The 23,363-nt window shown below is 49.8% G+C and carries 26 protein-coding genes; 13 read left to right on the top strand and 13 right to left on the bottom strand.

Annotation, left to right across the window (positions count from 1 at the left end):
- Positions 1 to 70 precede the first annotated feature (70 nt).
- The 8 genes from ACZ5ZZ_RS12365 (at position 71) to ACZ5ZZ_RS12330 (ending at position 8,234) form a co-directional block, all read left to right on the top strand.
- The gene (locus ACZ5ZZ_RS12365) at positions 71 to 1,045 is read left to right on the top strand and encodes an AAA family ATPase (RefSeq protein ID WP_464121391.1); all 975 of its coding nucleotides are present in this window, start codon (positions 71 to 73) and stop codon (positions 1,043 to 1,045) included.
- Positions 1,045 to 1,914, top strand: a complete 870-nt coding sequence (locus tag ACZ5ZZ_RS12360) for a DUF58 domain-containing protein (RefSeq protein WP_464120449.1) — start codon at positions 1,045 to 1,047, stop codon at positions 1,912 to 1,914. Before ACZ5ZZ_RS12365 ends, ACZ5ZZ_RS12360 begins: the two co-directional genes overlap by 1 nt.
- On the top strand, positions 1,914 to 2,807 hold the full coding sequence (locus ACZ5ZZ_RS12355) for a hypothetical protein (RefSeq protein ID WP_464131486.1): 894 nt from the start codon (positions 1,914 to 1,916) through the stop codon (positions 2,805 to 2,807). The genes ACZ5ZZ_RS12360 and ACZ5ZZ_RS12355 overlap by 1 nt, the downstream gene beginning before the upstream one ends.
- Positions 2,804 to 3,814, top strand: coding sequence for a vWA domain-containing protein (locus ACZ5ZZ_RS12350; RefSeq protein ID WP_464120451.1), 1,011 nt, complete (start codon positions 2,804 to 2,806; stop codon positions 3,812 to 3,814). The genes ACZ5ZZ_RS12355 and ACZ5ZZ_RS12350 overlap by 4 nt, the downstream gene beginning before the upstream one ends.
- Positions 3,814 to 4,878, top strand: a complete 1,065-nt coding sequence (locus ACZ5ZZ_RS12345; protein WP_464131484.1) for a vWA domain-containing protein — start codon at positions 3,814 to 3,816, stop codon at positions 4,876 to 4,878. The genes ACZ5ZZ_RS12350 and ACZ5ZZ_RS12345 overlap by 1 nt, the downstream gene beginning before the upstream one ends.
- 131 nt (positions 4,879 to 5,009) lie before the next feature.
- Positions 5,010 to 5,801: a tetratricopeptide repeat protein gene (locus tag ACZ5ZZ_RS12340; RefSeq protein WP_464120454.1), complete on the top strand. Its 792-nt coding sequence runs from the start codon at positions 5,010 to 5,012 to the stop codon at positions 5,799 to 5,801.
- Complete coding sequence (locus ACZ5ZZ_RS12335) at positions 5,785 to 7,752, top strand: BatD family protein (RefSeq protein WP_464120455.1); 1,968 nt, start codon at positions 5,785 to 5,787, stop codon at positions 7,750 to 7,752. Before ACZ5ZZ_RS12340 ends, ACZ5ZZ_RS12335 begins: the two co-directional genes overlap by 17 nt.
- A gap of 2 nt (positions 7,753 to 7,754) precedes the next feature.
- Positions 7,755 to 8,234 carry a hypothetical protein gene (locus ACZ5ZZ_RS12330; RefSeq protein ID WP_464139679.1) on the top strand — a complete coding sequence of 160 codons (480 nt, stop codon included), beginning with the start codon at positions 7,755 to 7,757 and terminating at the stop codon, positions 8,232 to 8,234.
- A gap of 51 nt (positions 8,235 to 8,285) precedes the next feature.
- Here ACZ5ZZ_RS12330 and ACZ5ZZ_RS12325 read toward each other — a convergent pair whose 3' ends face one another.
- A complete protein-coding gene (locus ACZ5ZZ_RS12325) occupies positions 8,286 to 8,822 on the bottom strand; it encodes a hypothetical protein (RefSeq protein WP_464139677.1) in 537 nt (178 codons plus the stop codon).
- Positions 8,823 to 8,943: 121 nt separating this feature from the next.
- Between ACZ5ZZ_RS12325 and ACZ5ZZ_RS12320 the strand changes: the two genes are divergently transcribed.
- Positions 8,944 to 9,204: a peptide methionine sulfoxide reductase gene (locus tag ACZ5ZZ_RS12320; RefSeq protein ID WP_262555654.1), complete on the top strand. Its 261-nt coding sequence runs from the start codon at positions 8,944 to 8,946 to the stop codon at positions 9,202 to 9,204.
- A gap of 23 nt (positions 9,205 to 9,227) precedes the next feature.
- Here the strand turns inward: ACZ5ZZ_RS12320 and ACZ5ZZ_RS12315 are convergent, their stop codons facing one another.
- Positions 9,228 to 9,947, bottom strand: coding sequence for an NAD-dependent deacylase (locus ACZ5ZZ_RS12315; RefSeq protein ID WP_464120459.1), 720 nt, complete (start codon positions 9,945 to 9,947; stop codon positions 9,228 to 9,230).
- An 85-nt stretch (positions 9,948 to 10,032) separates the two neighbouring features.
- Here ACZ5ZZ_RS12315 and ACZ5ZZ_RS12310 point away from each other — a divergent pair, with 85 nt between their 5' ends.
- On the top strand, positions 10,033 to 12,291 hold the full coding sequence (locus tag ACZ5ZZ_RS12310; protein ID WP_464139675.1) for an aconitate hydratase: 2,259 nt from the start codon (positions 10,033 to 10,035) through the stop codon (positions 12,289 to 12,291).
- 109 nt (positions 12,292 to 12,400) lie between these two features.
- On the opposite strand, the gene ACZ5ZZ_RS12305 is transcribed toward ACZ5ZZ_RS12310, so the two are convergent.
- From ACZ5ZZ_RS12305 to ACZ5ZZ_RS12290, 4 genes are all read right to left on the bottom strand, one after another.
- Positions 12,401 to 13,168, bottom strand: a complete 768-nt coding sequence (locus ACZ5ZZ_RS12305; protein ID WP_464139673.1) for a substrate-binding periplasmic protein — start codon at positions 13,166 to 13,168, stop codon at positions 12,401 to 12,403.
- Between the two features lie 66 nt (positions 13,169 to 13,234).
- A complete protein-coding gene (locus tag ACZ5ZZ_RS12300) occupies positions 13,235 to 13,729 on the bottom strand; it encodes a hypothetical protein (protein WP_464131474.1) in 495 nt (164 codons plus the stop codon).
- Between the two features lie 76 nt (positions 13,730 to 13,805).
- Complete coding sequence (locus ACZ5ZZ_RS12295; RefSeq protein WP_464139671.1) at positions 13,806 to 15,428, bottom strand: FAD-dependent oxidoreductase; 1,623 nt, start codon at positions 15,426 to 15,428, stop codon at positions 13,806 to 13,808.
- 79 nt (positions 15,429 to 15,507) lie between these two features.
- A complete protein-coding gene (locus ACZ5ZZ_RS12290; protein WP_464139669.1) occupies positions 15,508 to 15,987 on the bottom strand; it encodes a hypothetical protein in 480 nt (159 codons plus the stop codon).
- Positions 15,988 to 16,196: 209 nt separating this feature from the next.
- Between ACZ5ZZ_RS12290 and ACZ5ZZ_RS12285 the strand changes: the two genes are divergently transcribed.
- Positions 16,197 to 16,775 (top strand): HD family phosphohydrolase, encoded by a 579-nt coding sequence (locus ACZ5ZZ_RS12285; protein WP_464131468.1) that lies wholly within the window; start codon positions 16,197 to 16,199, stop codon positions 16,773 to 16,775.
- A gap of 40 nt (positions 16,776 to 16,815) precedes the next feature.
- Here ACZ5ZZ_RS12285 and ACZ5ZZ_RS12280 read toward each other — a convergent pair whose 3' ends face one another.
- Positions 16,816 to 17,571, bottom strand: a complete 756-nt coding sequence (locus tag ACZ5ZZ_RS12280; RefSeq protein WP_464139667.1) for a hypothetical protein — start codon at positions 17,569 to 17,571, stop codon at positions 16,816 to 16,818.
- On the bottom strand, positions 17,568 to 18,320 hold the full coding sequence (locus tag ACZ5ZZ_RS12275; protein WP_464131464.1) for a DUF4423 domain-containing protein: 753 nt from the start codon (positions 18,318 to 18,320) through the stop codon (positions 17,568 to 17,570). Before ACZ5ZZ_RS12275 ends, ACZ5ZZ_RS12280 begins: the two co-directional genes overlap by 4 nt.
- A gap of 302 nt (positions 18,321 to 18,622) precedes the next feature.
- On the opposite strand from ACZ5ZZ_RS12275, the gene ACZ5ZZ_RS12270 reads away from it, so the two are divergent.
- Complete coding sequence (locus ACZ5ZZ_RS12270) at positions 18,623 to 19,018, top strand: hypothetical protein (protein WP_464131462.1); 396 nt, start codon at positions 18,623 to 18,625, stop codon at positions 19,016 to 19,018.
- A gap of 50 nt (positions 19,019 to 19,068) precedes the next feature.
- Here ACZ5ZZ_RS12270 and ACZ5ZZ_RS12265 read toward each other — a convergent pair whose 3' ends face one another.
- The gene (locus tag ACZ5ZZ_RS12265) at positions 19,069 to 19,713 is read right to left on the bottom strand and encodes a YiaD family glycine zipper/OmpA-like lipoprotein (protein ID WP_464131460.1); all 645 of its coding nucleotides are present in this window, start codon (positions 19,711 to 19,713) and stop codon (positions 19,069 to 19,071) included.
- A gap of 170 nt (positions 19,714 to 19,883) precedes the next feature.
- Between ACZ5ZZ_RS12265 and ACZ5ZZ_RS12260 the strand changes: the two genes are divergently transcribed.
- Entirely contained in the window at positions 19,884 to 20,603 is a 720-nt protein-coding gene (locus tag ACZ5ZZ_RS12260) for an SIMPL domain-containing protein (RefSeq protein ID WP_464139665.1), read from the top strand.
- 49 nt (positions 20,604 to 20,652) lie between these two features.
- On the opposite strand, the gene ACZ5ZZ_RS12255 is transcribed toward ACZ5ZZ_RS12260, so the two are convergent.
- From ACZ5ZZ_RS12255 to nadC, 4 genes are read right to left on the bottom strand one after another with little or no spacing between them, the layout of a single operon-like run.
- Entirely contained in the window at positions 20,653 to 21,189 is a 537-nt protein-coding gene (locus tag ACZ5ZZ_RS12255; protein ID WP_464120469.1) for an AraC family transcriptional regulator, read from the bottom strand.
- Positions 21,190 to 21,193: 4 nt separating this feature from the next.
- On the bottom strand, positions 21,194 to 21,742 hold the full coding sequence (locus ACZ5ZZ_RS12250; protein ID WP_464120470.1) for a thioredoxin family protein: 549 nt from the start codon (positions 21,740 to 21,742) through the stop codon (positions 21,194 to 21,196).
- An 8-nt stretch (positions 21,743 to 21,750) separates the two neighbouring features.
- The gene (locus tag ACZ5ZZ_RS12245; RefSeq protein WP_464139663.1) at positions 21,751 to 22,503 is read right to left on the bottom strand and encodes a biotin--[acetyl-CoA-carboxylase] ligase; all 753 of its coding nucleotides are present in this window, start codon (positions 22,501 to 22,503) and stop codon (positions 21,751 to 21,753) included.
- Entirely contained in the window at positions 22,503 to 23,327 is an 825-nt protein-coding gene (gene nadC, locus ACZ5ZZ_RS12240; RefSeq protein ID WP_464139661.1) for a carboxylating nicotinate-nucleotide diphosphorylase, read from the bottom strand. The genes ACZ5ZZ_RS12245 and nadC overlap by 1 nt, the downstream gene beginning before the upstream one ends.
- Positions 23,328 to 23,363: the final 36 nt, after the last annotated feature.

The following is a 23,363-nucleotide window of genomic DNA, read 5'->3' as shown; positions in this document are numbered from 1 at the left end:
TCTTTGGGATAATTGTGAAATAGATTAGTTCTATTCTCCGGGAGGCAAGAACGTGAGTGAAGTCGATATCATGGCCCTAAATGCCGCAATCAAGCAGGAAAGCCAATTCATTGATAAGATGATGGCGGAAATCAACAAAGTTGTCGTAGGGCAAAAAGAAATGGTGGAAGGCATCATGATGGGCCTTCTGACCGGCGGGCATATCCTGCTGGAAGGTGTGCCAGGCTTGGCAAAGACGCTGACCATTGCCACCGTTTCTAAATCCATTTCCCTGGATTTCCAACGTATTCAGTTCACGCCGGATCTTCTGCCGACGGATTTGATCGGGACGATGATTTTCAATCCAAAATCAGGTGAGTTCGCTCCACGTAAAGGACCGATCTTTACCAATATCGTGCTGGCCGATGAGATCAATCGTGCCCCTGCAAAGGTGCAGTCCGCGTTGCTGGAAGCCATGGCCGAAAAGCAGGTCACTATCGGGGAGGAATCCTACAAGCTGGCGGCCCCTTTCCTGGTTTTGGCGACACAAAATCCACTAGAGCAAGAGGGAACGTATCCACTGCCAGAGGCGCAGATGGACCGTTTCATGTTCAAGATCAACGTCGTTTATCCGGGTAAAGGCGAAGAGCTTGAGATCCTAAACCGCATGGGCACGAACGAAAAACCGGTCGTGAACTCTGTGATTTCCAAAGAAGACCTGCTGCGAGCTTCCGAGCGTGCGGATCAGATCTACGTGGATAACAAAATTAAAAACTACATCGTGGAACTGATCATGGCCTCCCGTAAACCGGGGGAATATGGCCTGAGCCGTATCGCCAATCTGATCAACGTCGGCGGATCTCCGCGTGCGACGATCAGCTTGTATCGTGCAGCGAAAGCTCACGCGTTCCTGCGTGGTCGCGGTTATGTGACAGCCGAAGACGTGAAGGCCATTGCCTACCACGTTCTGCGCCACCGTCTGATTCTGACTTATGAAGCGGAAGCGGAAAATATCAAAACCGATGACATCATCAAAGAAATCCTGAGCCAGGTAGAGGTGCCCTAGTGAGCCTGCCTCCTGAGGTCTTAAAAAAGGTCAAACTGCTGGAGATCAACACAAGGAAGCTTGTGAACAATCTCTTTGCGGGTGAGTACCACACGGCATTCAAAGGCCAGGGTATGACCTTTGCGGATTTCCGGGAATACGTTCCGGGCGATGATGTGCGTTCGATCTCCTGGCCGCTGACCGCGCGCACGGGAAAACCGTATATCAAAACCTTTGAGGAAGAGCGCGAGCTGACTCTGATTCTGGCCGTGGACGTCAGTGGTTCCAGTGATTTCGGAACGGGCCCTTATTTTAAGGGTGAAGTGATGACTCATATGGCAGCCTTGTTGGCGTTTTCTGCAGTGAAGAACAACGACCAGATTGGTTTGTTGCTGTTCAGCGATCAGGTGGAACACTTTGTACCACCGAAAAAAGGCCGAGGCCACGTGCATCGTCTTTTGCGTGATTTGTTTTACTATAAACCCAAAAGCCATCGCACCAAGCTTTCTGCCGGGTTTTCATACCTGCAGGGGGTTTTGAAAAAACGTGCGACGGTCTTTGTCTTTAGCGATTTTATGGATCAGGGCTTTGAACAGTCCTTGCGTTTGTTGGGAAGAAAACACGACGTTGTGGCCTGTGTGGTGAACGACGCGGCGGAATACTCTTTGCCTGCGATGGGTGTCATCGAAGTGCAGGATGCCGAAACCGGTGAAATCGTCACGGTGGATACGTCTTCTCAAGGTTTCCGTGAACAGTACGAAGAAGCCGTGAACAAACGTAAAGATCAGCGGGATAAGATGCTTCGCCTAGCACAGGTGGAGCGGGTGGATGTGAAGTCCAGCGAGGATTACGTGAATCCTTTGGTGGCCTTCTTTAAGAAGAGAAAATAATGGCGGCGATTCAGTGTAAGGCAGAAATTCCCAGTGTTGAGGGACTTAAAGACAACGAGCTCACAGTCGGGCGCGAGTTTTTGCTGGTCTGTGACGGGGATTTCCCTAAAAATCTGCAACAGGAAAAGCTTCATTTTGTTCTAAAACCAGAACAGAAGTATCAAATTCATTTTTTGGGGTTTGAGTTCCGGTCGCCAACCCAGGCCGATATCAAGGCCACAGCTTATACAGCTGGCAACATCCAATTTGAAGATCTACAAATTTCTGATGGTGTTCAAACCCTCAGCTTAGGTCCCATTCACTATGGGGTGCAATCCGTGCTGCCACCGCAACAGCCCGGCGAAGCTCCGGTCAAGCAAGAACCCTTCGGTCCGATCGGACCCGCCAGTATCGGGGTGCCGATGCTGTACTGGGCATTGTTAGCCGGGTTTGTCGGCTTGCTGATATTGATCGCAATTTCCAAAGTCTATCGAGTGGTGCAAAGACGCAATATGCTTGATCGCTTGCGTGAGCATGATTCAGCTCTCAGTCCCTTGGCCGAATTTCATCAGCAGTTCCGACGTCTGCAAAGAACCAACCCTGTGTTCTTTGGTCAGGATGCTGATTCAGCTCAGATTGATGAAGTTCTGGTTGAAACCCATAAAAGTTTTAAATTATTCCTGACCCGTCAGTTCCGTGTTCCGGCGCTGGAATGGAGCGAGCGTCTGGTGATCAAGGATTTAAAAAAATACCATGGCAAAGTTTATGCGGAGCTTTCTGAGGACCTTAAAAAAGTTCTGCGTGAATACCAATTGGCTTTTAAAGACCGCAAAAATCTGTCCAGTACCGATGTGCTGAATCTGGCAACCCAGGCGCGCATTCTGGCTGAAAAGATGGAAAGGTTGTCATCATGACTTACCATTCCTTATGGGCCTTTTGGTTCCTTGTTCCCCTTGTTTTAGTGCTGGTGTGGATCTTCTGGCAGCGCAAAAAAAAGACACCGACGCTGCAGTTTGGCTCGGTTGAACTGCTAAAGTCAGTTGCGCCGACTTTGCGTACACGTCTGATGCATCTTCCAAATATCTTGAAGGCACTGGGTTTGATTCTGGTCATTGTGGCGCTGGCCCGTCCACAGACGATGAACACCAAGGTTCGCAAGAATGTGGAAGGTATTGATATCGTCATCTGTCTGGACGTGTCCGACAGTATGTTGATCGAAGACATGAAGCCGCTGAATCGTCTGGAAGCCGCCAAAGAAACCATCGGGAAGTTCATCGAAGGCCGCACCTCTGATCGCATCGGTCTGGTGGTTTTTGCCGGTGAATCCTTTACGATGGTTCCACCGACATTGGATTATCAGATGATCCTGCAAAGGGTGGCGGATATTTCCAGTGCCTCCAGTGCAAAGATCAAAGATGGTACGGCTTTGGGTGTTGCCATGGCCAATGCTGCGGGTCGTTTGAAGGATTCCCAAGCGCGCAGCCGCGTGATGATCTTTATGACAGACGGGGAAAACAACTCAGGGACCATTGACCCGGAAACAGGTCTTGAGATCGCCAAGGGTTACGGTATTAAGGTTTATTCCATCGGCATTGGTAAAGACGGTCCGACACGCATCCCGGTTTATGGCCGTGATATTTTCGGTCAAAAGGTGAAAACCTATCAGCCCTTTGAAAGCACTGTGAACGAAGAACTTTTAAATCGCATGGCTTCTGATACGGGCGGTAAATACTATCGCGCCACGAACGAAGGGGCCCTTCGCAATGTCTTTAACGACATCGACCGTCTGGAAAAAACCAAGATCGATGTGAACAAATACACCAACTACACCGAAGAATTCCCGCCGTTTTTGATTGCCGGATTGATTTTGTATCTGGCGGGCCTGTTGTTGGGTCGTTCCTGGTTAAGGAGGGTGCCGTAATGTTTCGCTTTGAAAACATAGCCGCCTTTAACTACTTGTGGCTGATCCCCGTGATTATTCTGATCGGGATCTTCTTTGACCGTCGTTCGCGTAAGCAAATGGAAACGGCGATTGGCTCCAGGTTGTATCCGTTCTTATCCAGCTCCGTATCGCGAAAAAAACGCTCCATCAAAACAGCGCTGCAGGTCCTGGCTGTTCTTTGTTTTGTGCTCGCCCTGGCTCGCCCGCAAATGGGAGAGTCCCAGCAGGAAGTCAAAAGCGAAGGGGTCGAGATCATTTTTGCCGTGGACGTTTCAGAAAGTATGATGGCCGAGGATGTAAAACCGTCTCGTTTGGCGCAGGCCAAAGCCGAGCTGAGCCGTCTGGTGGATTTGATGCCGGGAAACAAGGTCGGTATTGTAGCCTTCGCCGGATCAGCCGCACTGTTGTCACCCCTGACTAATGACCCTGGTGCGATCAAAATGTATCTGGAATCCTTAGAGCCAAGTTCGGTGTCTTCCCAAGGAACTAACTTCACAGAGGCGTTGAAAATCTCCAAGGAAGCTTTTGAGCGTGGCGGTGTCACCACTGATGACACTGTGAAAGTCACCCGTGTGATCCTGATTGCCTCGGACGGGGAAGATCATGAGCAAGGGGCTTTGGATGAAGCAAAGAAAATGGCCCAAGAGGGCATTCGCATTTTCTCGCTGGCCTACGGAACAGAAAAAGGTGGCGCGATCCCGGTTCGTGATGGCATGGGCTTTTTGAAGGGTTATAAGAAGGACCGCCAAGGTCAGACAATTCTGACGACGGTGAAGGGGGACGCATTGCGTGCCCTGGCCGAGGCGGGGCAAGGAAGTTTCTATTTTGCCACCTTCGGCGGGGAACAAACCAAGCTTTTGGTTGAAGACATCAGTAAACTTGAAAAAGCTCAGTTCGACACCACCATGGCCGTTCAGTATGAAGAACGCTTCCAGACTATTTTGATGATCGGAGTTATCATTGCGCTGCTCGAGTTGTTCTTGGGCGAGCGCCGCACCTCTTTCCGATTCTGGAAAGGCCGCTACGAGGTACCCCCAGCATGAAGCGCTTGGCCTGTGGTTTTTACTCGAATCTTCGAACAGTGTCTCGGGCTCCTGCCCGAGCTCCTTCGGACAATGCTTCAAACGGCCTTCCTGGCCGTTTGATCCTCGCTCGACAGGGGCAGGGGGTTAATATGATGGCCGGTGGCTCGCTGTGGAACTTGCTTCGAGCAAAAACCATAGGCCAAGCTTTGTGTGTTGTGTCGCTTTCGCTTTTGGCTTCCGGCTGTGGGCCGGGCAGACCTCATTTGAAGACGTTGGAGTTGAACCGGGAGGCGAATAAGGCCATCACTGGTCAGACTTATCCGGCGGCGATGGAGAAGTATCTGCAGGCATTGCGGTATGATCCGTTTATTGGGCAGTTGCATTTGAATTTGGGTTTGAGTTTTGAGGGGCAGCAGCAGGCCGAGAAGGCTTTGCAGTCCTACAAGGAAGCAGAAAAGCTGGCTTTGCTGGATAAGAACTTCCCGTTGGTGTTCATGGCGCGCTTTAATCAGGCGCAGCTCTTAGGCAAGGCCAAGCAGGTGGATGAGGCTTTGGCGGCTTATCAGAAAGCTTTGGAAATCATTCCATCTTCGAATGAAGTCAAAACTAATATCGAACTTTTGATCCAGCAGCAAAAAGGTCAAAGCGGGGGCGAGGGACAGCAGAACCAGCCTCAGCAGGGTGATCAGCAGCAGAATCAGAATCAACAGAATCAAGAAGGCAAAGATCAGAAGGATCAAAAGGATCAGGAAAAAGAACCTCAAGAGGGTCAACAGAAGCAGCAGTCTCAGAAATACAAACCTCGTCCGTTCAACGGCAAAGAACTGTCTGAAGCTGATGTGAAGAAAATCCTGGGCGAACTTAAGCAGCAGGAAGAAAAGATCCGTGCCGAGTACAATCGCAAAGATGTGAAGGAGCAGCCTCGTGATAAAGACTGGTAATTTCCTGTTCTTTCTTAGTTTTATTTTCTTTGGGCTGTTGGCCCAGGCCGCCGGGACGACGGTCACTTCGACGGTGGATCGCAATGAAATGGGCCTGGGGGATACGTTCACCCTCAGTGTCGTGGTGGTGAGTTCGGAAGATGTGGATATTCAAGATCCGCGTTTGCCCGATTTGGAAGGTTTTGATCTTTTGAACAACTGGACGTCCAACGCCGTAGCACAAAAGCTGGTTGAAACTCCATCAGGCATGCAGTTTCAAACGCAGCGTCGCCGCGAGTTTCACTATCAAATGGCTCCCAAAAAGACCGGCACTTTAAGTGTGGGGTCTTTTGAGGTTGTTGTTGGCGGGAAGGTTCATCGCACTCAGCCCGTGGTCATTAAGGTGGGAAATGAATCTCAAGGTCGTGTCCCCAAACCACCGAAGCGTCCCACTTTGCCGGGATTTGACGATCCGTTTGAAGAGATGGATCGTGCCGAGCAGGAAATCTTCGATCAGCTCTTGCGCAATCGCATGCGCGGCTTCCAGGGACCGGCACAAGAGGATCAGTACAATGGTTACCCCAGTGCTTCTAATTTGCCGGATGCGGCCTTCCGCAGTTTGCCGACCAATCCAAACGAGGCTTTCTTCATTTCCGTTGAAGTTGACAAGACCGAGGTTTTTGAAGGCGAGCAGGTCACAGTTAATTGGTACATCTACACTCGCGGCCAGATGGAAACCTTGGATCGTCTGAAGTTCCCAAGTCTGAAGGGCTTCTGGAAAGAGATCATCGAGGAAGTTCCATCCATCCAGTTTATGGAAGAAGTCGTCAATGGTGTTCCGTGGAAGAAGGCGCTTTTAGCCTCACACGCGCTGTTTCCGATCAAGCCTGGGACAGCCACTATTGACGAATACAAAATCAAGTCCCGTGTCAGACTGCCGGCACAGGGCTTTGGATTTTACGGCAAGCCTTACGAGTACACCAAAAGCTCCGCACGTGTTCCCATCAAAGTGAAGCCTTTGCCATTGGAAGGGCGTCCGGCAGACTTTACCGGGGCGGTAGGGCAGTTTGAATTCCATGCCTCTGTTGAGAACAACAATGTCCTGGTCAACCAGCCCTTTAGTTTGAAGATTCGCTTTGAAGGGGCCGGCAATGCCAAGATGATTGATTTGCCGGCGTTGAATCTGCCAGCAGGGCTTGAACAGTACGACAGTAAATCCGAATCCAAGTTCTTCAAAAACGGTCGAAGCTACAAAGAATTTGAAGTGCTGGTCATCCCCCGTCAGGAAGGCCCGGTGAGCATTCCTGGTTTGAGTGTCAGCATGTTTGATCCGCAGAGCAAAAAATACTACACACGCGCCACCGATCCGATCAATTTACAAGTGTCCAACAACCCGAATGCCCCTGTGGGATCCTCTTCGCGCATGGCGGATACGACCAAACCACAGCAGGCCAAAGTGGTTGAAAACCGCCTGCCGGATCCATTGATGCAATGGCAACCAGCGGCGGAAGCCAGTGTTCTTTATCGCCCGTGGTTCTGGGCTGTGCTGTACTCTGTGGCGTCCGCGTTGTTGTTGGTTAAAGCCCAGCGTGAATTCGGCTGGGGTCGTCGCCGTCGCAGCTTGAAAGAGCTTGTGCAAAAGCGCTTTAAGGTTGTGGATGCGGCGTTGGCCAAGAATGACCACCGAAAGGTCGGTGTTGAAATGACTAACACCTTCTACACTGTTCTGGGAGAGATCTCTGGATCGGGGGGGGCTGCGCAGGAAATTGAACGTCTGTTGGAAATGATTCCGCCAAGTGTTCGTCGTGATCACGGTGATGCCATCACCAAAAGTTTTGAGTTCTTCCAAACCCTGAGTTTTGCTCCGGAAGAAATGCTGGGCAAAATGAAAGAAAAAGAGACCATGAAGACCCAGGCGGACCAGGCTAAGAAAGTTCTTGGCTCGGTGGTTTCGGCCGTAGAGGAGAAATAACTATGAAAGCCCTTTTATTGACATCACTGACCGCGCTGACTTTGCAAGCACAATCCCCAATACCTCCGGTCGAGCCGACTTCTGTGCCGGCGCAGGATTCTGCTCCGGCAGAAATGCTGACATTGACAGCCCCAGGAAAGGGAGAGGTTTCATTGGAAAGTACTCCGCAGACGAACAAGGATCTGGCAATGGCCGGGTTTAAAAAGTGCTATGATCAAACGGTCGCCGAAGCCACGGCACAGAATCAACCCATTCCGACCGGAAAAGTAGTGGTGGATTTCAGTTTTGATTCAGAAGGCACGGTGACGCAGTTCGAGTTCAAGGAAAACCGCGTTCGCCCAGCTTCGACAGCTTTGAATGATTGTATTGAAACGTCAATTCGCCAGACAAAATTCGAAAAGCTACAGAGTCAGCGAAACGGGAAAGTGGTCAATCTCTTCTATCCCTACATCTTTGAAAATAAGAAGAGAGTGAAACGTTAGGTTGTTGAACCGACATAAGAAAAGCGCTCCTTGGGAGCGCTTTTCTTGTTTTTAGCGTCTGTAAAACGGCAGGCGCTCAAATTTTTTGTGACGCTGGAGCGGGGACTTCCCACTGCTTTCTTGCGAAGCAGTTCCAAGATAGAAAAGCTCCTGTCCGTCTTTTGGTTCGGTTTTAAAGATAGAGTAAGTCTTATCGCCCACGTTGGGGGCTTTGTACTCATCACACAGGTAACCAGAAACCACTTTCTTTTCGTTGCGTCTCCAGTCCGTGTATTCACAGTAGCGAACCATGTTCAGCGCTTCAGCCACTTCCTCGGTCAGAGGAGTGTAAGAGGACTCGGTCACCGTCAGATCCACATTGCCGCCATCAATGCGCACGCCGTACTGAATCTCAAAAGCCAGATAGGACTGCTTGCAGGCATCTTCCTCATAAGCAATATGAGTTAGGACCCATTTGCCGTCCTGTACCTGAAGATGAGTTGTGAGAACATCTCCATCATCGCTGTAGCAGGGGCGGTCATAATAAGTCACAGCCTGTTGCGGAGCCGCGAACGCCAATTGTGTCAGAGCAAATAAAAGTTGAATCATGTATCTAGACTATCGAACAGAAGCTGAATGCCAAGAACAAATTAGATATATTTTGCTTAGTGGCAAATGGACAGGGTCCGCGACAGGGCTGAAAATAAAGACTCGCGCTAAGGAGGTTCCTATGACACCGGATTATTCTCCCTTTCGGCATCTCAACGACATTGGTGGTGAAGAGATCGAAGGTCTTTTCGTCGATGGCAAAACGGGGGAGCCCATCTTGATCCGCGCTCAAGGGGATTATTGGATGAATCCATTTGCGTTGCGTTTTGTTCCCGTCAAAGACCTAAAACACGAAGGCTATCAGGACTATCTTGAGCTTTTCCATCGTGAACAGCCACACCTGAAGGGCAGCGAAAACGAAGCTGGCGCCCCGGGATACTAAGAGCGGTGTCGGAGGCCTGAGTTCTAGCGGCCGCCTTCTTCGAGGAATTCTGAAATAAATCTTGGAACCTCTGTGGAGGCCGGCCCTATAAAGTGCTGGTCGAATGCGGGGGAAATCTCGGTGTCCTTGAGATTGATTTCTATTTTCTTCGCTTTCCAGGCCAGTCGCACGAACCCGGCGGCCGGATAGACGTTCCCACTTGTTCCAATCGAAACAAAGTAGTCGGCCTTATCCAACGCCTCATAGATTTCCTCCATGTGGTGGGGCATTTCCCCAAACCACACGATGTCGGGGCGGACTCCGCCGCGGCGCCCACAATGAGGGCAGGGTTCATCCACAGCCAGATCCAGAAGCCATTCAAAGTGCTCATCACAGTGAAGGCAGAAAACCTGGTCCAGCCGGCCGTGCATGTGCAGCAGGTTTTTAGACCCGGCCCGGCGGTGAAGGTTGTCGACGTTCTGGGTGACCAAAAGGAAGTTTCCTTCCCAAATATTCTCCAGCTCCACCAGGGCGGAGTGGGCGGCGTTTGGGTGCAGGGCGGGGTCTCTCAGTTGAGCCCGTCTCATGTTGTAAAAGCGCTGGACCAGGGCTGGATTTCGAGCAAAAGCTTCAGGTGTGGCGACGTCCTCGATGCGATGGTCTTCCCAAAGGCCGTTTTGGTCCCGGAACGTGCGAATCCCGCTTTCTGCCGAGATTCCCGCGCCTGTGAGGATGACTATATTCTTAAAAAGCCTTAAGTCCATTATGCCTCGCGCAACGTGCTGGATTCGTTGAGATTTCAACTGATTTTCATTAGGATGGGGCGTTCTTCAAAGAAAGGCAATTACAATGGCTTCGAAAATCGAAACTACGCCAGAAATGGTGCAGAACGTTTACAAGAAGACAGCTGAAAGATTGGCTGTTGTTCGCAATCGCTTGAACCGCCCTTTGACTTTGGCGGAGAAAATTTTGTTCGGTCACTTGGACGACCCACAAAATCAAGAATTGGTTCGTGGTGAAAGCTTCCTGCTTTTGAGACCAGACCGTGTGGCAATGCAAGATGCGACAGCGCAAATGGCTTTGTTGCAATTCATGCTTGCTGGTAAAGATGAAGCAGCTGTGCCTTCCACTGTGCACTGTGATCACTTGATCCAGGCGTACAAAGGTAAAGACGCTGATATGACAGCGTCCAACATGTCCAACAAAGAAGTTTTCGACTTCTTGGCAACAACTTCTTCCCGTTACAACATCGGCTTCTGGAAACCAGGCGCTGGTATCATTCACCAAGTCATCCTTGAAAACTACGCGTTCCCAGGCGGCTTGATGATCGGTACGGACTCCCACACTCCGAATGCGGGTGGTTTGGGTATGTGTGCTGTGGGCGTTGGTGGTTCTGACGCTTCTGACGTGATGGTGGGTCTGCCTTGGGAAGTTAAAAATCCTAAGCTGATCGGTGTTCACCTGAAAGGCAAGCTGACTGGCTGGGCGTCTGCTAAAGACGTGATCCTGAAGCTTTGCGGAATGCTGACTGTTAAAGGCGGTACTGACAAGATCGTTGAGTACTTCGGTGAAGGTACAACTTCTATTTCTTGCACAGGTAAAGCAACGATCACAAACATGGGTGCGGAACTGGGCGCGACTTGCTCTGTGTTCCCATACGATGATCGCATGGCGGCTTACTTGAAATCCACAGGCCGTGAAGAGCTTTCCAAAGTGGCTGATGCTCACAAGGAACTTTTGGCTGCGGATGCTGACGTTGTGGCAAACCCAGGCAAGTACTTCGACGAAGTTTACGAAATCGATTTGTCTGCTTTGGAACCACACCTGGTGGGTCCTCACTCTCCAGACATCGCTCGCCCAATCTCTGCTTTGAAAAAAGAAGCGGCTGAAAAAGGTTACACAATCAAGATTTCTTCTGCGTTGATTGGTTCTTGCACGAACTCTTCTTACGAAGACATCGGTCGTGCAGCATTCGTGGCAAAACAAGCCATGGATATCGGCGTAAAAATGAATCAACCGTTCCTGGTTTCTCCAGGTTCCACTCAGATCCAAAAAACCATCGAACGTGATGGTCAAATGGCGACCTTCAACGAAGTGGGCGCGACGGTGTTGGCAAATGCTTGCGGTCCTTGCATCGGTCAGTGGAAGCGCGACGACGTTAAAACTGGAGAGAAGAACACCATCGTGACTTCCTTCAACCGTAACTTCCGTGCACGTAACGACGCGAATCCAGAAACTTTGGCATTCATCGGTTCTCCGGAAATCGTGATGGCTTTGGGTCTTGCAGGTCGTTTGGACTTCAACCCGGCGACTGACGAACTAGAAGGGCCAAAAGGCAAAGTGAAGTTGCAAGCTCCAGTAGCTCCGGAACTTCCGGCTCAAGGCTTCATCCCGGACACTGAAGGTTACCAAAAACCAGCAGGTGCTCAGGCTCAAGTAGCAGTGAGCCCGACGTCCGAGCGTTTGCAGCTTCTTTCTCCGTTCGCGAAGTGGGACGGTAAGGACTTCGTTGATAATTTGGTTCTTGCGAAAGCAAAAGGCAAATGTACGACAGACCATATCTCTCCGGGTGGTAAGTGGTTGAACTACCGTGGTCACTTGGACAACATTTCTAACAACATGTTGTTGGGTGCGGATAACGCCTTCACAGGTGAAATCGGTAAGGGTAAAAACCTTCTTACTGGTGAAACAGCAGAATTTGCTCAGGTGGCTCGTGCTTACCAAAAAGCGAACAAAGGCTGGGTGATCATCGGGGATGAAAACTACGGTGAAGGCTCTTCCCGTGAGCACGCGGCTATGTCTCCAAGATTCTTGGGTTGCACAGCTGTGATCACGAAGTCTTTTGCTCGTATCCACGAAACCAACTTGAAAAAACAAGGTGTTCTGGCTTTGACGTTCGTAAATCCAAAAGACTACGACAAAATCCAGGAAGAAGATCATGTTTCATTGGTGGATCTGAAAGATCTTGCTCCAGGCAAACATGTGAAAATGAACATCAAACACAAAGATGGTTCCACTGAATCCATCGAGTTGAAACACACATACAACGCAGAACAGTTGAAATGGTTCCGCGCAGGAAGTGCGTTGAACCTGATCCGCGGTCTTTAATTAGATCCTGAAGAGTTCGAATCAGAAAAGCCCTGGTGCAAAACACCAGGGCTTTTTTTTGGTCTTCAGTTTAAGACACCGTTCTGGCCTCAGGAAGGCGGCCTCTGTCCTAAGGGGTGGTGGAGCGAGCCTCGAACAGTTTCACTTTGTATTTCTTTGCAATGCCGTCCAGGAATTGATTCTTACGCATCTCCATTAGATGTCCTTCCATACGGGAAAACTGCGTCGGATCAAATTTTTTCTTTGAAAATGCCATGTAATACTGGATGGATTCTCCCAGCTCTGGAACTTCCAGTAACTGGCTTCGCGTGCGCTGAATCCAGGTCATGGCGACGTCGCGATTGGCGTATGCTAAAGGATAGGCTTTGTTTTCAAGCTTTCGTAAAGAGATAAAGACCGTGGCCTCCGGTTGAATGATGAAACCTTTATCTGAAAATTCGTGGATCTTTTGCAGACTGACCTCTGTCATTGAGGGACTGAAGACCCCCACTTTCATGCCCTTCAGATCTGGATAGCCTTTGATTTTTTTTACATAGCTTTCCGGGCCAAAGAATGAATAGTGCGTGGAAAAGACGGGAGTCATAAAGTAAACGGTTTCGCGCTGGGGTGAGGCAGAGAGCGGGCAGCCAATGTCAGCTTTGCCTTCTTTGAGCATGGCCAGAAATGTTCTTAGCGGTGCTATCTTGAACTTGCAGTGGACCTGCTCCATTTGGCAAAGGCGCTGGATAATTTCATAGCAGGCCCCTTGAACACCAGATGTGCCGGATCTGAAATAAAAAGGTTCATAATCCTGGCCGATCACGGTCATCGAGGGAGCTGTGAAGGCCGTTGAACCGGCAAAGAGCATCGATAAAAGAAAAATTAGGGCTCTGCTCATGCTTTAAGATTAAACCCGGCACGAGCTTCCCTCTAAAGATGGCAGAGTCTGGTGTGCAAAAACAGCTTAGAAACTGAAATAATTCGGGAATAATTTCGGACCAAAATAGAGCCAGCCATAGAACGCAAGGGAGTTGAACAAGATTGCAAGCAGAAGTCTGTTGCGGCTGACACGGCCTAAAGGGCGTTCCTGTCTAAGAACGCGATAGCCCAAAGCCATCGAATAGAAGTTACAGATCAATGGTACAAAAATGCATCCCAAGATGGCATTCAGCAGGGCTTTTTTTGCCATTGCTTCTGTATCCACGTCTTGAACGGTGACAATTTGAATACGAGGTTGTTCCCGGCTTTCCAACAACTGAGAAGCCTCCATGTATTCATGTTCCGGGATTTCCAATGTGAGTTTACCCAGAAGATTTTCGAAATGGGGGGCGACACCGCGAGTTTGTTCATCTTTCACGCGGGGGTTTAGACCTTGAGCCATCAGGAAGGAGCGAATCACCTGTGCTTCGGAAAAATCCGCACAATCCATCAAAAAGACGTAATTTTTTTGATTACTCATAAGATCAGCTTACGCGCTTTAGGGGGAGCTGTACACAAGGATCTGATTGCCTTCATCCGCAGATCCTTGCGGCAACCTAGCCCTTAAGGACGGCGTGCACCGCCTCCAGGGCGCAGTGGTGGGCCGTTTCAAAGCAAGGATTGGCCCAGTTGTCCTGGTTGGCAAAGTGTATCACGCTATTGATCGAGGCGGCGGCCCGTTGTGGAATTCCTTTTTGAATCAAACCGGCTTGAGCCAATGGAAGCGAGTGTCCCCAACGAGTCAAACGAATGCCATGCACGTCATCCAAAGTCAGATTCATGGTTTTCAGAACCGGTTCCACATCAGTCAGATAGCGTGTCTTGTATTTATCGTGTGAGGCCGGATTAAACAGGAACTGACGGGCCCCATCATACGGAATTCCGTGATAAAGAGTCAGAACACTGTGATCGACTTTTTCCTGCTGGGCCCAGGTGCCGTAACAAATATCCGTAAAGCTGCGATCGCCGCGTCTTAAGGCGGTTGGAGACGGTGGTACCTGGCCACGCAGGCAGTAGAGTTCATAGCTGGGGCTTTGGAAAGGCTTCTTCGTGATGATGTTGCCGACCAAATACGCTCGGTACATGAGCTGGCCGATGGCATCGAACTGCTCTTTTGGCATTTCGGGGACGATACGTCTTGCGACAAATTTTTGGCAGGCCATGACGACTTTTTTGGCGCGGATCTTTTTCAGGTTCCCCATCGCATCTTCGTAAAGAACCACTGCCGAATCACCTTCTGTGGTGACTCGCAGAACGATGGCGCCCGCACGCAGGGACTTGGTGCCTGCAGCCTTGCGGATGGCTTGGGCCATCTTATGCACCACATAGGCGTTGCCTCCAGGGTAAGCCATCAAATTGCCGGTTTCAGCGCAGATAAAACCCAAGTACTGATACGCTGACAATTCATCAGTGGAGCCACAGAAGGAACTCCAGCCATACAGTTGGAAGTATTCCAGCAGGTGAGGATGAACATCGCCGAACTCTTTTTTCAGCCATTGTTCGAATGTCAAATGATCCACCGTACGGGCCAGTTCCCCGTTGTAATCAAAGTCAGCCTCAGCACCGATTTCGGCCAAGCGGGTGAAGATTTTTTTAAATTGCTCGGAGGCGGCTTTGTCGGTCGCACCTTTCCAGAATGGAGAGGTGAATTTATTATTATAAAGCACTGTGGTGTGGTCCGAAGATTCACGGCGTGCGTGATCCCAAACGCCCAGTTCATTCAGCAGATGAGCCAACGGCGCGTCTTTATCAGGCTCAACGAAGTAAGCAGCCCCGGTGGAATACATCGCGTTTTTATAGGTCTCACCTTTGGAATTGCCCCCCAGGCGGAAATCCATCTCAAGAACGGCGATTTTTTTATCACGCAGATAGTACGCGGTGGAAAGACCAGCAACGCCACCGCCGACTATCACCACATCCAGATCCTCCGAAATACCAGAAGGTTCGCCGCCTTTTTTGGCGATATAGCCGTCGATATTCCAGAAGGCATCGTGCGGGCGGTTGATGTCGTCTCCGTTAAAGTCGATGCTGTTGTTTTCAGAGTCTTTAAGACGCGCAATAGGCCAGTCATGGGACATGTTGGTGTTCATCCACTCGGAACCCTTGGCAAGGGTTGAAGCGGGCAGAGAAGAGATCGCGGCCAGAGAAATACCTGTTTTAAGGAAGTCACGTCTTTGCATGGCGATTTAATAAAAGCGCCCTCGTAAAGACACAAGAGGAGTTCGTAGAACTCCTCTTGTTGAAAAGGAAATGAGAGGCTTAATCGGCTGTCACATTTTCGCAGTTGGGAACTGTGTAAGATTTTCTAAACAGCAGTTCATAGCGTTCGACGTTTCTGTTGGAAATACGTCGATAAACCGGAATGTTGACGGTCAAGGGGTAAGAACCCGTCACAATCTCTGTCTTGCAGACACGACGCTCGCCACGCCAGTCGCAGTTATCCACCTCGTGGCGGTAGCTGATCGGTGTTGACAGATAGTCGCGGTCAATCACAATGATTTCCTCGCGGTCGCCACGAGTTCTGCTGACAGTGGTATCCACCGGCTTTAGGGTGCGCAGGTGGTCCCCGTTGCGGCAGACGAAGGTGTAGTCAATGGAGCGGCTCATATAAACTGTAGGGGCTTTCACGATGGCGTATTTGTCGCGCATGATCTCTTCCCAGGAAGAGGAGGCGGTGACGCCGGCAAAGGCTGGGGCTGCGGTCAGAAGGCCAATAACAAGGGATAGGAACTGTTTCATATCTAGGTTCTCCTAAAAGGGGTTAGAGTGTTTTCTTCTTTGCGCAAAGAGATGACGCCACTTTGGGGTAGAGACCTCTGTGAGCTCAAGTTAAGGGCCTGTAAGAGGGGATGTTCGGCCCTTTTATTGTTCCGGCAATTTCTACATCTAACGCTTTTGGTCACGAAAAAAGTCATGCAACTGCTGGGTCCATAAGGTAAGCACCATCCATGAATTTTGAAATACCTGTGCTGCCAGAAAAGTTGAATCGTGAAGAGATTATCGAGAAGTCCTGGGTTGTGACCTTGTCTGGAAACCGCTTCAGTATTTTGAAGCCGGAACCGGATGCCATCATGATCGAAGACATTGCGTGCGCCTTGGCACGTCAGGCCCGCTTTAATGGTCACACCAGATTCTTCTACAGTGTGGGCCAGCACTCCTGCATTGGGGCGGAGGTTTCTCCGACCAAAGAAATTGCCCTGCACATGCTTTTCCATGATGCCACAGAGGCGTACATTGGTGACTTGGTATCTCCGGTTAAAGCTTTGCTTCCTGATTTTGAAATTATCGAGTCGCGCATTCACTGGGCGATTTCCAAACGCTTTAATCTGGAATACCCGTTGCCGAAAGTGGTGAAGCAGATCGATCGTCGTCTGTTGGCAACAGAGGTGCGCGACCTTATCACCAAGGATCTGAAGTCCTGGGGCATTTCCGAGGACGAGCCGTTTGATTTCCCGATCATCCCTTGGCCTCCGGAAGTGACAGAAGCGCGTTTCCTGGATCTGGCTAAAAACCTTTTAAAAAAATAAGTTTCTTAAAATCCGACCGAGCCCCGTTGAGGGCCCGGTCTTATTTGCAGGACAGTTTTTCGTTTGCTCCTAACTGCTTTAATAACTGAGCGGTCTTCAGGCGATCCTCCATTTCAGCTGGTAAAAGAACATCCACCGATTTAGCCAGACGCTGATAAGCAGTCATTTCATCCCAACAGGCATCAATATTCCATCCTGATTTTGTCGCACTTTCGATAAAATCGTGGCACCCACGCAAAGCCGCCAGATGAATAAGATAGCTAAGATCGGTTCTTTTCCTAAGAAGCAGTTCAAAGTTTATAATTCGGTACTTTTGGCACAGGCCAATCAAGTCCTTGATCTGATCGGCCTCACTGTCTTCCGTGTTGAGCAGGGTCAGCAATGACGAGGAAAGATGGTAGTTTCTGTCCTGGTAGCCAGCAATCGGCAGAACCTCGTGCAGGACCAGAAGATTCTTTTGCTCGACGGTCAAGTTGGTCCAGGCCGATTCGGACAGCACGACAAGTTCCAAGCTGGGTTGGTTGATGGCGCTGACTTCAAAGTCCTGCAGAAAAACATGGGCTTGGGAGCGCACAGTGAGTCGGTACCGTTGGGCGTGGATTTTATTCACGATGATTGAAGATTGTTCGGGAAGTATCTTTTTTTCCAGCAGTCCCAGAAGATTGTCCAAAATACTGAAAAACTCGGCGGCATAGGCATTGCCCCCATTGGTTTCAATCCCGCCGGGGTGGTGAGGCTGAGCAAAGGCCAGAGCAGAAAGAGTCAGAGAAAGCAAAATGGTGATACAGAGTTTCATAGGACCGCCGGGTAAACAGCCATGCTGATGTTATAGATATGTTCGTGATTTGATTTCTTTTCTGAGATGACATTGATGCGATGACGCGCCTTTTGAAGGATCTGTTTGATCTTCAAAAGGTCCTTGGAGCTGATCGGGACCGTCAATGTGCAGTTGTCGCGAAGTTCAAAAGGTACTTCGTCGATGGCCTTTTTGGCATCTTCCAAAAATTCCTGCTGAACAGTCTTACGCTTTTCTGTGGTGAAGGGGATCGGCAAAGTGCTGATGTTTTTTGCGAGAACTTCAACCGCCGTTTCATTGATGGAGACCGCACCGATTCTTTCAAGTCTGCCGATACGGAGCTGAAGCTCTTCTTCGGGAAGGGCCAGCTGGTGTGCCAGGTACTTCCAGTTGCGTTTTTGTCTGAACTTATTCAGGCGCAGACTGGCTAAAATTAAGATATTGGTTTTTTCGAAGATATTCTCAAAGACCTCGGTGTCGATGTTTTGCATAGAAGAAGTCCGGGGCTTTCTTTGTGTTCTTTTCTTCGAAAGCAGTTCAAGCACCTGTGTTTGAGTTTCCTGATCCAGGTTCAGAGCGGTCATCACGGAAAGAGCCGTTGCCTGCTTGACCAGTCTTTTGCCACTCATGACTCGTGTCAGTGTTCCGGCATCTTGATCCAGGCTCTTAGCGAAGGCCCGGAGGCTGTAGCGAGGGTTTTTGTTTTGTCTTCTTTTAAATTCAACGTGCAAAAGATCCGCTAGTTCCATGGGGCGCATCTTCTATTCTTTCAAAACAGGATGTCAAATAGGGAGTTCTGATAGCTGAGTACAAGTTTTTAATGTTGTTGCTTTAAAAATCATGAGCAACATAAACGAAAAATTTTCAGCCGTTTTCTGAGTTGAGAATGTCAAGGGTGCAAGGGTGGAGTGATGGTCCGGGCTGTTGCTCACAAAATTGAATGCTAGGTGCATAAACGCAAAGTGGTTCTTCTTTTGTGGAAAAGATATTTTTCAAAAAATAGGCTACCGACCAAAGGCAATTCCGCCTGACTAAAAATAAAGGAGATAAAATGAAAGTGTTAGTTTCGTCTTTGGTGGTGTGGTTGATGATGTTGGGATCTTTTGCGCAGGCTCAGGTGCAGGAGGGGACCGCAGTTCTGAGAGAAGATGGTACCGTTGTGCTTCAGCCGCTCAGTGGATACTGTCCGCCACAGCCGACCGCTGAAGACATGACCATGCTTGGCGCTTGTGAGCCTGAAACCTCTGAATGCCCGGCTCATTATGAAGAAACGGCAAAGTATTGCTGGGGTGGCTGGGGACGCGGTTTCTATCGCTGTGGTTCTGTGTGCAAACCCTACAGAGACCATGAAGGACGTGGCGGTGATCGTGGTGGTAAAAAAGGTGGCCATCATGGAGGTGGACACGGCGGACATCATGGTGATCGAGGCAATGACCGTGGCAAATAGCTAAAAAAAAGCGAGGCCTTATTCAGAGGCCTCGCTTTGGATTTTTTATCCTATGACTTAGGAACTTTGGATTCGTCGACAGTGATTTCAATTTCCACGCGACGGTTTTTAGCACGAGCTTCTTTTGTTTTTGCAGGGTCCACTGGGTTCGCAGCGCCCATACCAACAGAAGTCACAGTCTGAGCCGGAACACCTGCCGCGATCAGTTGAGCGCTGACAGATTTTGCGCGCATTTCAGAAAGAGGGTTGTTCACCATGGCGTTGCCAGTGTCATCTGTGTAACCTTTAACGGTCAGAACGTTCTCTGGATACTTTTTCATGATGGCAGCCAGCTGATTGATGTTTTCTTTTGCTGCGGGCTTCAAATCGGCTTTGCCAGTGTCAAACAAGATGTCACTTTTAAGCTTCGTGATCAAACCTTGTTCAGTTCTTTTTGTTTCAGCGATCTTTGCCAGTTCCTTTTGTTGTTTGTCCAAACGGTTGCCCACAACACCACCGATACCAGCACCCAAAGCCGCACCAATCAGGGCGCCCTCGTTGCGTTTGCCAGTCTGGTGACCGATCACAGCTCCGGCTACGGCGCCAATCGCAGCACCAATACCAGCACCTTTTGCTGTGTTAGGGTTTTCTTTCGTTGTCGCACAACCAGTCAGCATCATTGCTACGGCAGTACCAATCAGAATCATTTTTTTCATGGGGGGAACTCCTTAATTATTGAGAACTTATTATCGGGATAATTTCTGTCAGAGTGCAATATAAGAATCGCTGCGTCTGGTTGGGATACTGCACTAAGATTCTAGCCCTTTGCCTTCTACAAAGTCTGATTTATGCTTTGAGGGATAGCACCCATGGAAAGGGGTATTGCATGAAGAAAGTTTTAGGAGCCGGCCTTTTGGCGGCGGCATTGATGACCGGAATGATTGCTCACGCCGAAGATCGTTTTATCGTGGTCAGTGGTTCGGCGGAAAAAGGACTGGATCCAAACCTGGTTCATATGAACGTCGAGGTATGGAGCAAGGCAAGTACGGCGAAGCAAGCGCAGCAGTTGGCGGCCAATCAATTTAAGCAAGTTAAAAAGGCATTGGATGATTTCAAGGTCAAAAAAGAGGACATCCAGACGGACAACTATTCCTTGAGCCCTGAATACGAATACGATCAAAAGACCCGTCAGAATAAGTTGGTCGGCTTCCGTGTGGTGCAAAGTCTGTCTGTGACCTTGCGTAAGGTCGAGGATGCGGGAAATTTCCTGGATGCCCTGGTGGCCGAGAAAAAGACCACGGATTCCGGCGTGAATGTGAACTCTTTGGCTTGGGATTCTGACAAACGTCCTCAGGCTGAAACAGCGGCCTTGGGAGATGCTGTTCGTATGACTCGCACCAAAGCTGATGAAATCGCCAAAGCGGCCGGTGTTAAAATTAAAGGCGTATCCAAGATCAGTCACGGGACTTCAGGAATCAACCCACCGCAACCGGTGTTCAGAAACTTTGGACTGAAAGCCATGGCGGCCGAGGCGGCTCCGACAGAACTGTCTTCCGGTCAAATCAAAGTTCGTGTGGAAGTCACGGCTGAATACGAAATCAATTAATTTTTAGGATCGAGTGCGTGAGTCTTTAACGGCACGCACTCGAGCTGATTTACTGTACAGGGAACAGGTAAGTGGTGGTCATGGCATTTTTCTCTGTGATGGAGTGAATCTCGTAGATTTCAATCACAGCGTCGGTCTGCTTCAGGCCGGCTTTCAGCATAAAGTCATTCACTTTCGGATACACTTTCAAAGGCCCGATGCCCGGGGATCCAGTGAAGACAGCCATCACATATTTACGCTGCGGGATTTCACCCAGCTGTAGGCCTTCGGTCAGTTTTGGTGGTTCGCCCTCAAGGATGCAGCCCACTTTGGAGCGCAGGCGTGCTTCTTCCACTTCGCGAGGGTTGTCCAGATATTCACCAAAAGTACGACCGCAAGTGATGCCCTGGGACTGCATGTACTTTTCAATGCGTTCCAGTTGTTTGTTCACTTTGTGATAAGGGCCAACGTGCTCAACATAGACAATCTTAAATGGTCCTTGAGTCACTTCAGAGATCTCAACACCCCGGAAAGCACCCAGGTAGTTTGCCAGGAACAAACCGAAAGAAATCATCGCCACTGCAATAAATACCAATACATATTTCATCTTCTTAAACCCACTTGATAGAGCAGCCCATAGAGGCCGTTTGATCTTCAGAAACTTTTTCGTCTTTTAGCAATGTCTGAACCGCATCATAAAGCTCGCGCTTGGTGACTTTGCTGGCATCTTTCCAGGAGTCATCCAGGCGGCCGCGATACGCCAGCTTGTGGTTCTTGTCATAGACAAAGTAGTCCGGAGTGCAAACAGCACCGAACTTCTTGGCAATGTCCTGAGTCTTGTCATGCAGATATACGAAAGGGTAACCCTTTTCTTCAGCACGCTTTTTCAGGTTTGCAAAAGAATCTTCCGGATGGCTGACTTCATCGTTAGAGCAGATAGCGACGACAGAGACGCCTTGTTTTTTTAAGTCTGTGCCCAGTTGGATCAGGCGATCTTCAATGGCCTGCACGTAGGGACAGTGGTTGCAGATGAACATCACCACCAGCGGATGCCCCTTGGCGAAGTCCGCCAAAGAATAGGTTTTTCCATCTACCGCCGGCAATGTGAAGTCGGGGCAGCTATTACCCAAATCTGGAAATGGAGTGAACGTCAAAGCCATATCAGCACCTACAGTGTGGACCAGTTGATTTCTTTTTCACCAATTAGCAAACTGCCATCGGCTTTCATTCCCGTGTATTTTTCTTTTAACAAAGGATGCTGGTTCAGAGCTGTCAGCAAAGACAGTTGATCTGTCGGGCTCAGCTCTTCATCGGAATGTGAAACAGCATCTGTCAACTCAAACAACAGACGATCCAGGAAGCCCATGTAGTCCTGGCCCAGCAGCGGAGCGCCCATCGGCAAGGATTCGATAATGCTTGTGGATGTTTCAACTTCTTCAGGGGACGCTGTCACATTCAGGCCCAGACCGATGATCAAGCGAACTTCATCACCTTGAGCGACATTTTCCAGAAGGATGCCCGCTACTTTTTTTGCGCCAATATAGATGTCATTCGGAGCTTTTAGGTTCCAAGGCAGAAAGGGCCAGGTCGTCGAGCAGGCGCGATAGACCGCCAGGCCAACCAAGCAGGATGTTGTCGGTTGAGGCTTAGTACCCAGAAGATAAGTCCATGAGCTTAGCAGTGCACTGCCTGGGCGAGAATCCACCCACGTGTTTTTACCGCGACCGCGACCCGCTGTTTGGTGGTCCGTCACATAAAGACACAAAGACTCTTCCATCAGGTTTTCTGCGAAGGCTTCTTCCTTGGCCAGAACATTCGTGCTGGGCATTTCCTTTTGATAGGAAACGTACAGATGATTGCTCTCGGCCCATTGGGAGGTCACATAGCCAATACGGATATCAGAAACAGGAGTGTCCGTCATTAGTCCTCCCACTGGAAGACCAGGCTGACGTCTGCGCACGGCGCAGAGTGAGTCAGCGCGCCCACGGAGATGTAGTTTACGCCCAAAGCAGCCACAGAAGCCACGCGGTCCAGGTTCATGTTACCGCTGGCTTCGGTTTCGATTTCAGCAGGGATGATCTCTAAAGCTTTTTTCAAAGTGTCGTTGTCCATGTTGTCCAGAAGGATTCTTTGCACCTTCATGGAAACGGCCTCTTTGACACCGTCCAGATTCGCAGCTTCCACTTCAATGGGAAGATTGCTGTGTTCACGCACGCGATTGATGGCATTGGTGATGCCGCCCATGACCGAGATATGGTTGTCTTTGATCAGGATGGCTGTGCTGAGGTTCATTCGGTGATTCACTCCGCCGCCGTGAACCACGGCGCGTTTTTCCAGATCCCGGAAAGCAGGTGTGGTTTTACGAGTGTCCAGGATCTTGGTTTTGGTGCCTTCGATCTTTTTAACAAAACGGCGAGTGTGGGTGGCAATACCGGACAGGTGTCCCAGGAAGTTCAGGGCCACGCGTTCAGCTTTCAGGATTTGCACCAGATCACCTTCGATGGTGCAGATGATTTGGTTCTTCAGGATTTCATCACCTTCTTCGAAGTGCCATTTGATACGGCAGGTGGGTTCCAGGGACTGCATGGATTGTTCAAATGCCATGGCGCCGGAAAGAACGATGTCTTCCTTCGCTTTTAAACGAGCGCGTCCCATACGGGGCTTTAAGGCTAGGGATTCTGTGGTGACATCGCCATTTGGCATGTCTTCTTTAATGGCTGCGCGGATGAGCTCCAGCAATGTCATAAGCGTGACCTCACAAGTGGCGGTCAGCTGTATGAT

The sequence above is a fragment of the Bdellovibrio sp. HM001 genome, assembly GCF_055397275.1.
This window is presented reverse-complemented; position numbering and strand designations above follow the sequence as displayed.

Excerpts from the sequence above, each read along its gene's own strand:
- ACZ5ZZ_RS12345 (WP_464131484.1), top strand. The coding sequence starts at position 3,814 with ATGTTTCGCTTTGAAAACATAGCCGCCTTTAACTACTTGTGGCTGATC.
- ACZ5ZZ_RS12255 (WP_464120469.1), bottom strand. The coding sequence starts at position 21,189 with ATGAAATATGTATTGGTATTTATTGCAGTGGCGATGATTTCTTTCGGT.
- ACZ5ZZ_RS12320 (WP_262555654.1), top strand. The coding sequence starts at position 8,944 with ATGACACCGGATTATTCTCCCTTTCGGCATCTCAACGACATTGGTGGT.
- ACZ5ZZ_RS12265 (WP_464131460.1), bottom strand. The coding sequence starts at position 19,713 with ATGAAAAAAATGATTCTGATTGGTACTGCCGTAGCAATGATGCTGACT.
- ACZ5ZZ_RS12300 (WP_464131474.1), bottom strand. The coding sequence starts at position 13,729 with ATGAGTAATCAAAAAAATTACGTCTTTTTGATGGATTGTGCGGATTTT.
- ACZ5ZZ_RS12310 (WP_464139675.1), top strand. The coding sequence starts at position 10,033 with ATGGCTTCGAAAATCGAAACTACGCCAGAAATGGTGCAGAACGTTTAC.
- ACZ5ZZ_RS12270 (WP_464131462.1), top strand. The coding sequence starts at position 18,623 with ATGAAAGTGTTAGTTTCGTCTTTGGTGGTGTGGTTGATGATGTTGGGA.
- ACZ5ZZ_RS12315 (WP_464120459.1), bottom strand. The coding sequence starts at position 9,947 with ATGGACTTAAGGCTTTTTAAGAATATAGTCATCCTCACAGGCGCGGGA.
- ACZ5ZZ_RS12295 (WP_464139671.1), bottom strand. The coding sequence starts at position 15,428 with ATGCAAAGACGTGACTTCCTTAAAACAGGTATTTCTCTGGCCGCGATC.
- ACZ5ZZ_RS12280 (WP_464139667.1), bottom strand. The coding sequence starts at position 17,571 with ATGAAACTCTGTATCACCATTTTGCTTTCTCTGACTCTTTCTGCTCTG.
- ACZ5ZZ_RS12250 (WP_464120470.1), bottom strand. The coding sequence starts at position 21,742 with ATGGCTTTGACGTTCACTCCATTTCCAGATTTGGGTAATAGCTGCCCC.
- ACZ5ZZ_RS12290 (WP_464139669.1), bottom strand. The coding sequence starts at position 15,987 with ATGAAACAGTTCCTATCCCTTGTTATTGGCCTTCTGACCGCAGCCCCA.
- ACZ5ZZ_RS12305 (WP_464139673.1), bottom strand. The coding sequence starts at position 13,168 with ATGAGCAGAGCCCTAATTTTTCTTTTATCGATGCTCTTTGCCGGTTCA.
- ACZ5ZZ_RS12330 (WP_464139679.1), top strand. The coding sequence starts at position 7,755 with ATGAAAGCCCTTTTATTGACATCACTGACCGCGCTGACTTTGCAAGCA.
- nadC (WP_464139661.1), bottom strand. The coding sequence starts at position 23,327 with ATGACATTGCTGGAGCTCATCCGCGCAGCCATTAAAGAAGACATGCCA.
- ACZ5ZZ_RS12285 (WP_464131468.1), top strand. The coding sequence starts at position 16,197 with ATGAATTTTGAAATACCTGTGCTGCCAGAAAAGTTGAATCGTGAAGAG.
- ACZ5ZZ_RS12325 (WP_464139677.1), bottom strand. The coding sequence starts at position 8,822 with ATGATTCAACTTTTATTTGCTCTGACACAATTGGCGTTCGCGGCTCCG.
- ACZ5ZZ_RS12245 (WP_464139663.1), bottom strand. The coding sequence starts at position 22,503 with ATGACGGACACTCCTGTTTCTGATATCCGTATTGGCTATGTGACCTCC.
- ACZ5ZZ_RS12340 (WP_464120454.1), top strand. The coding sequence starts at position 5,010 with ATGATGGCCGGTGGCTCGCTGTGGAACTTGCTTCGAGCAAAAACCATA.
- ACZ5ZZ_RS12275 (WP_464131464.1), bottom strand. The coding sequence starts at position 18,320 with ATGGAACTAGCGGATCTTTTGCACGTTGAATTTAAAAGAAGACAAAAC.
- ACZ5ZZ_RS12350 (WP_464120451.1), top strand. The coding sequence starts at position 2,804 with ATGACTTACCATTCCTTATGGGCCTTTTGGTTCCTTGTTCCCCTTGTT.
- ACZ5ZZ_RS12260 (WP_464139665.1), top strand. The coding sequence starts at position 19,884 with ATGAAGAAAGTTTTAGGAGCCGGCCTTTTGGCGGCGGCATTGATGACC.
- ACZ5ZZ_RS12365 (WP_464121391.1), top strand. The coding sequence starts at position 71 with ATGGCCCTAAATGCCGCAATCAAGCAGGAAAGCCAATTCATTGATAAG.
- ACZ5ZZ_RS12355 (WP_464131486.1), top strand. The coding sequence starts at position 1,914 with ATGGCGGCGATTCAGTGTAAGGCAGAAATTCCCAGTGTTGAGGGACTT.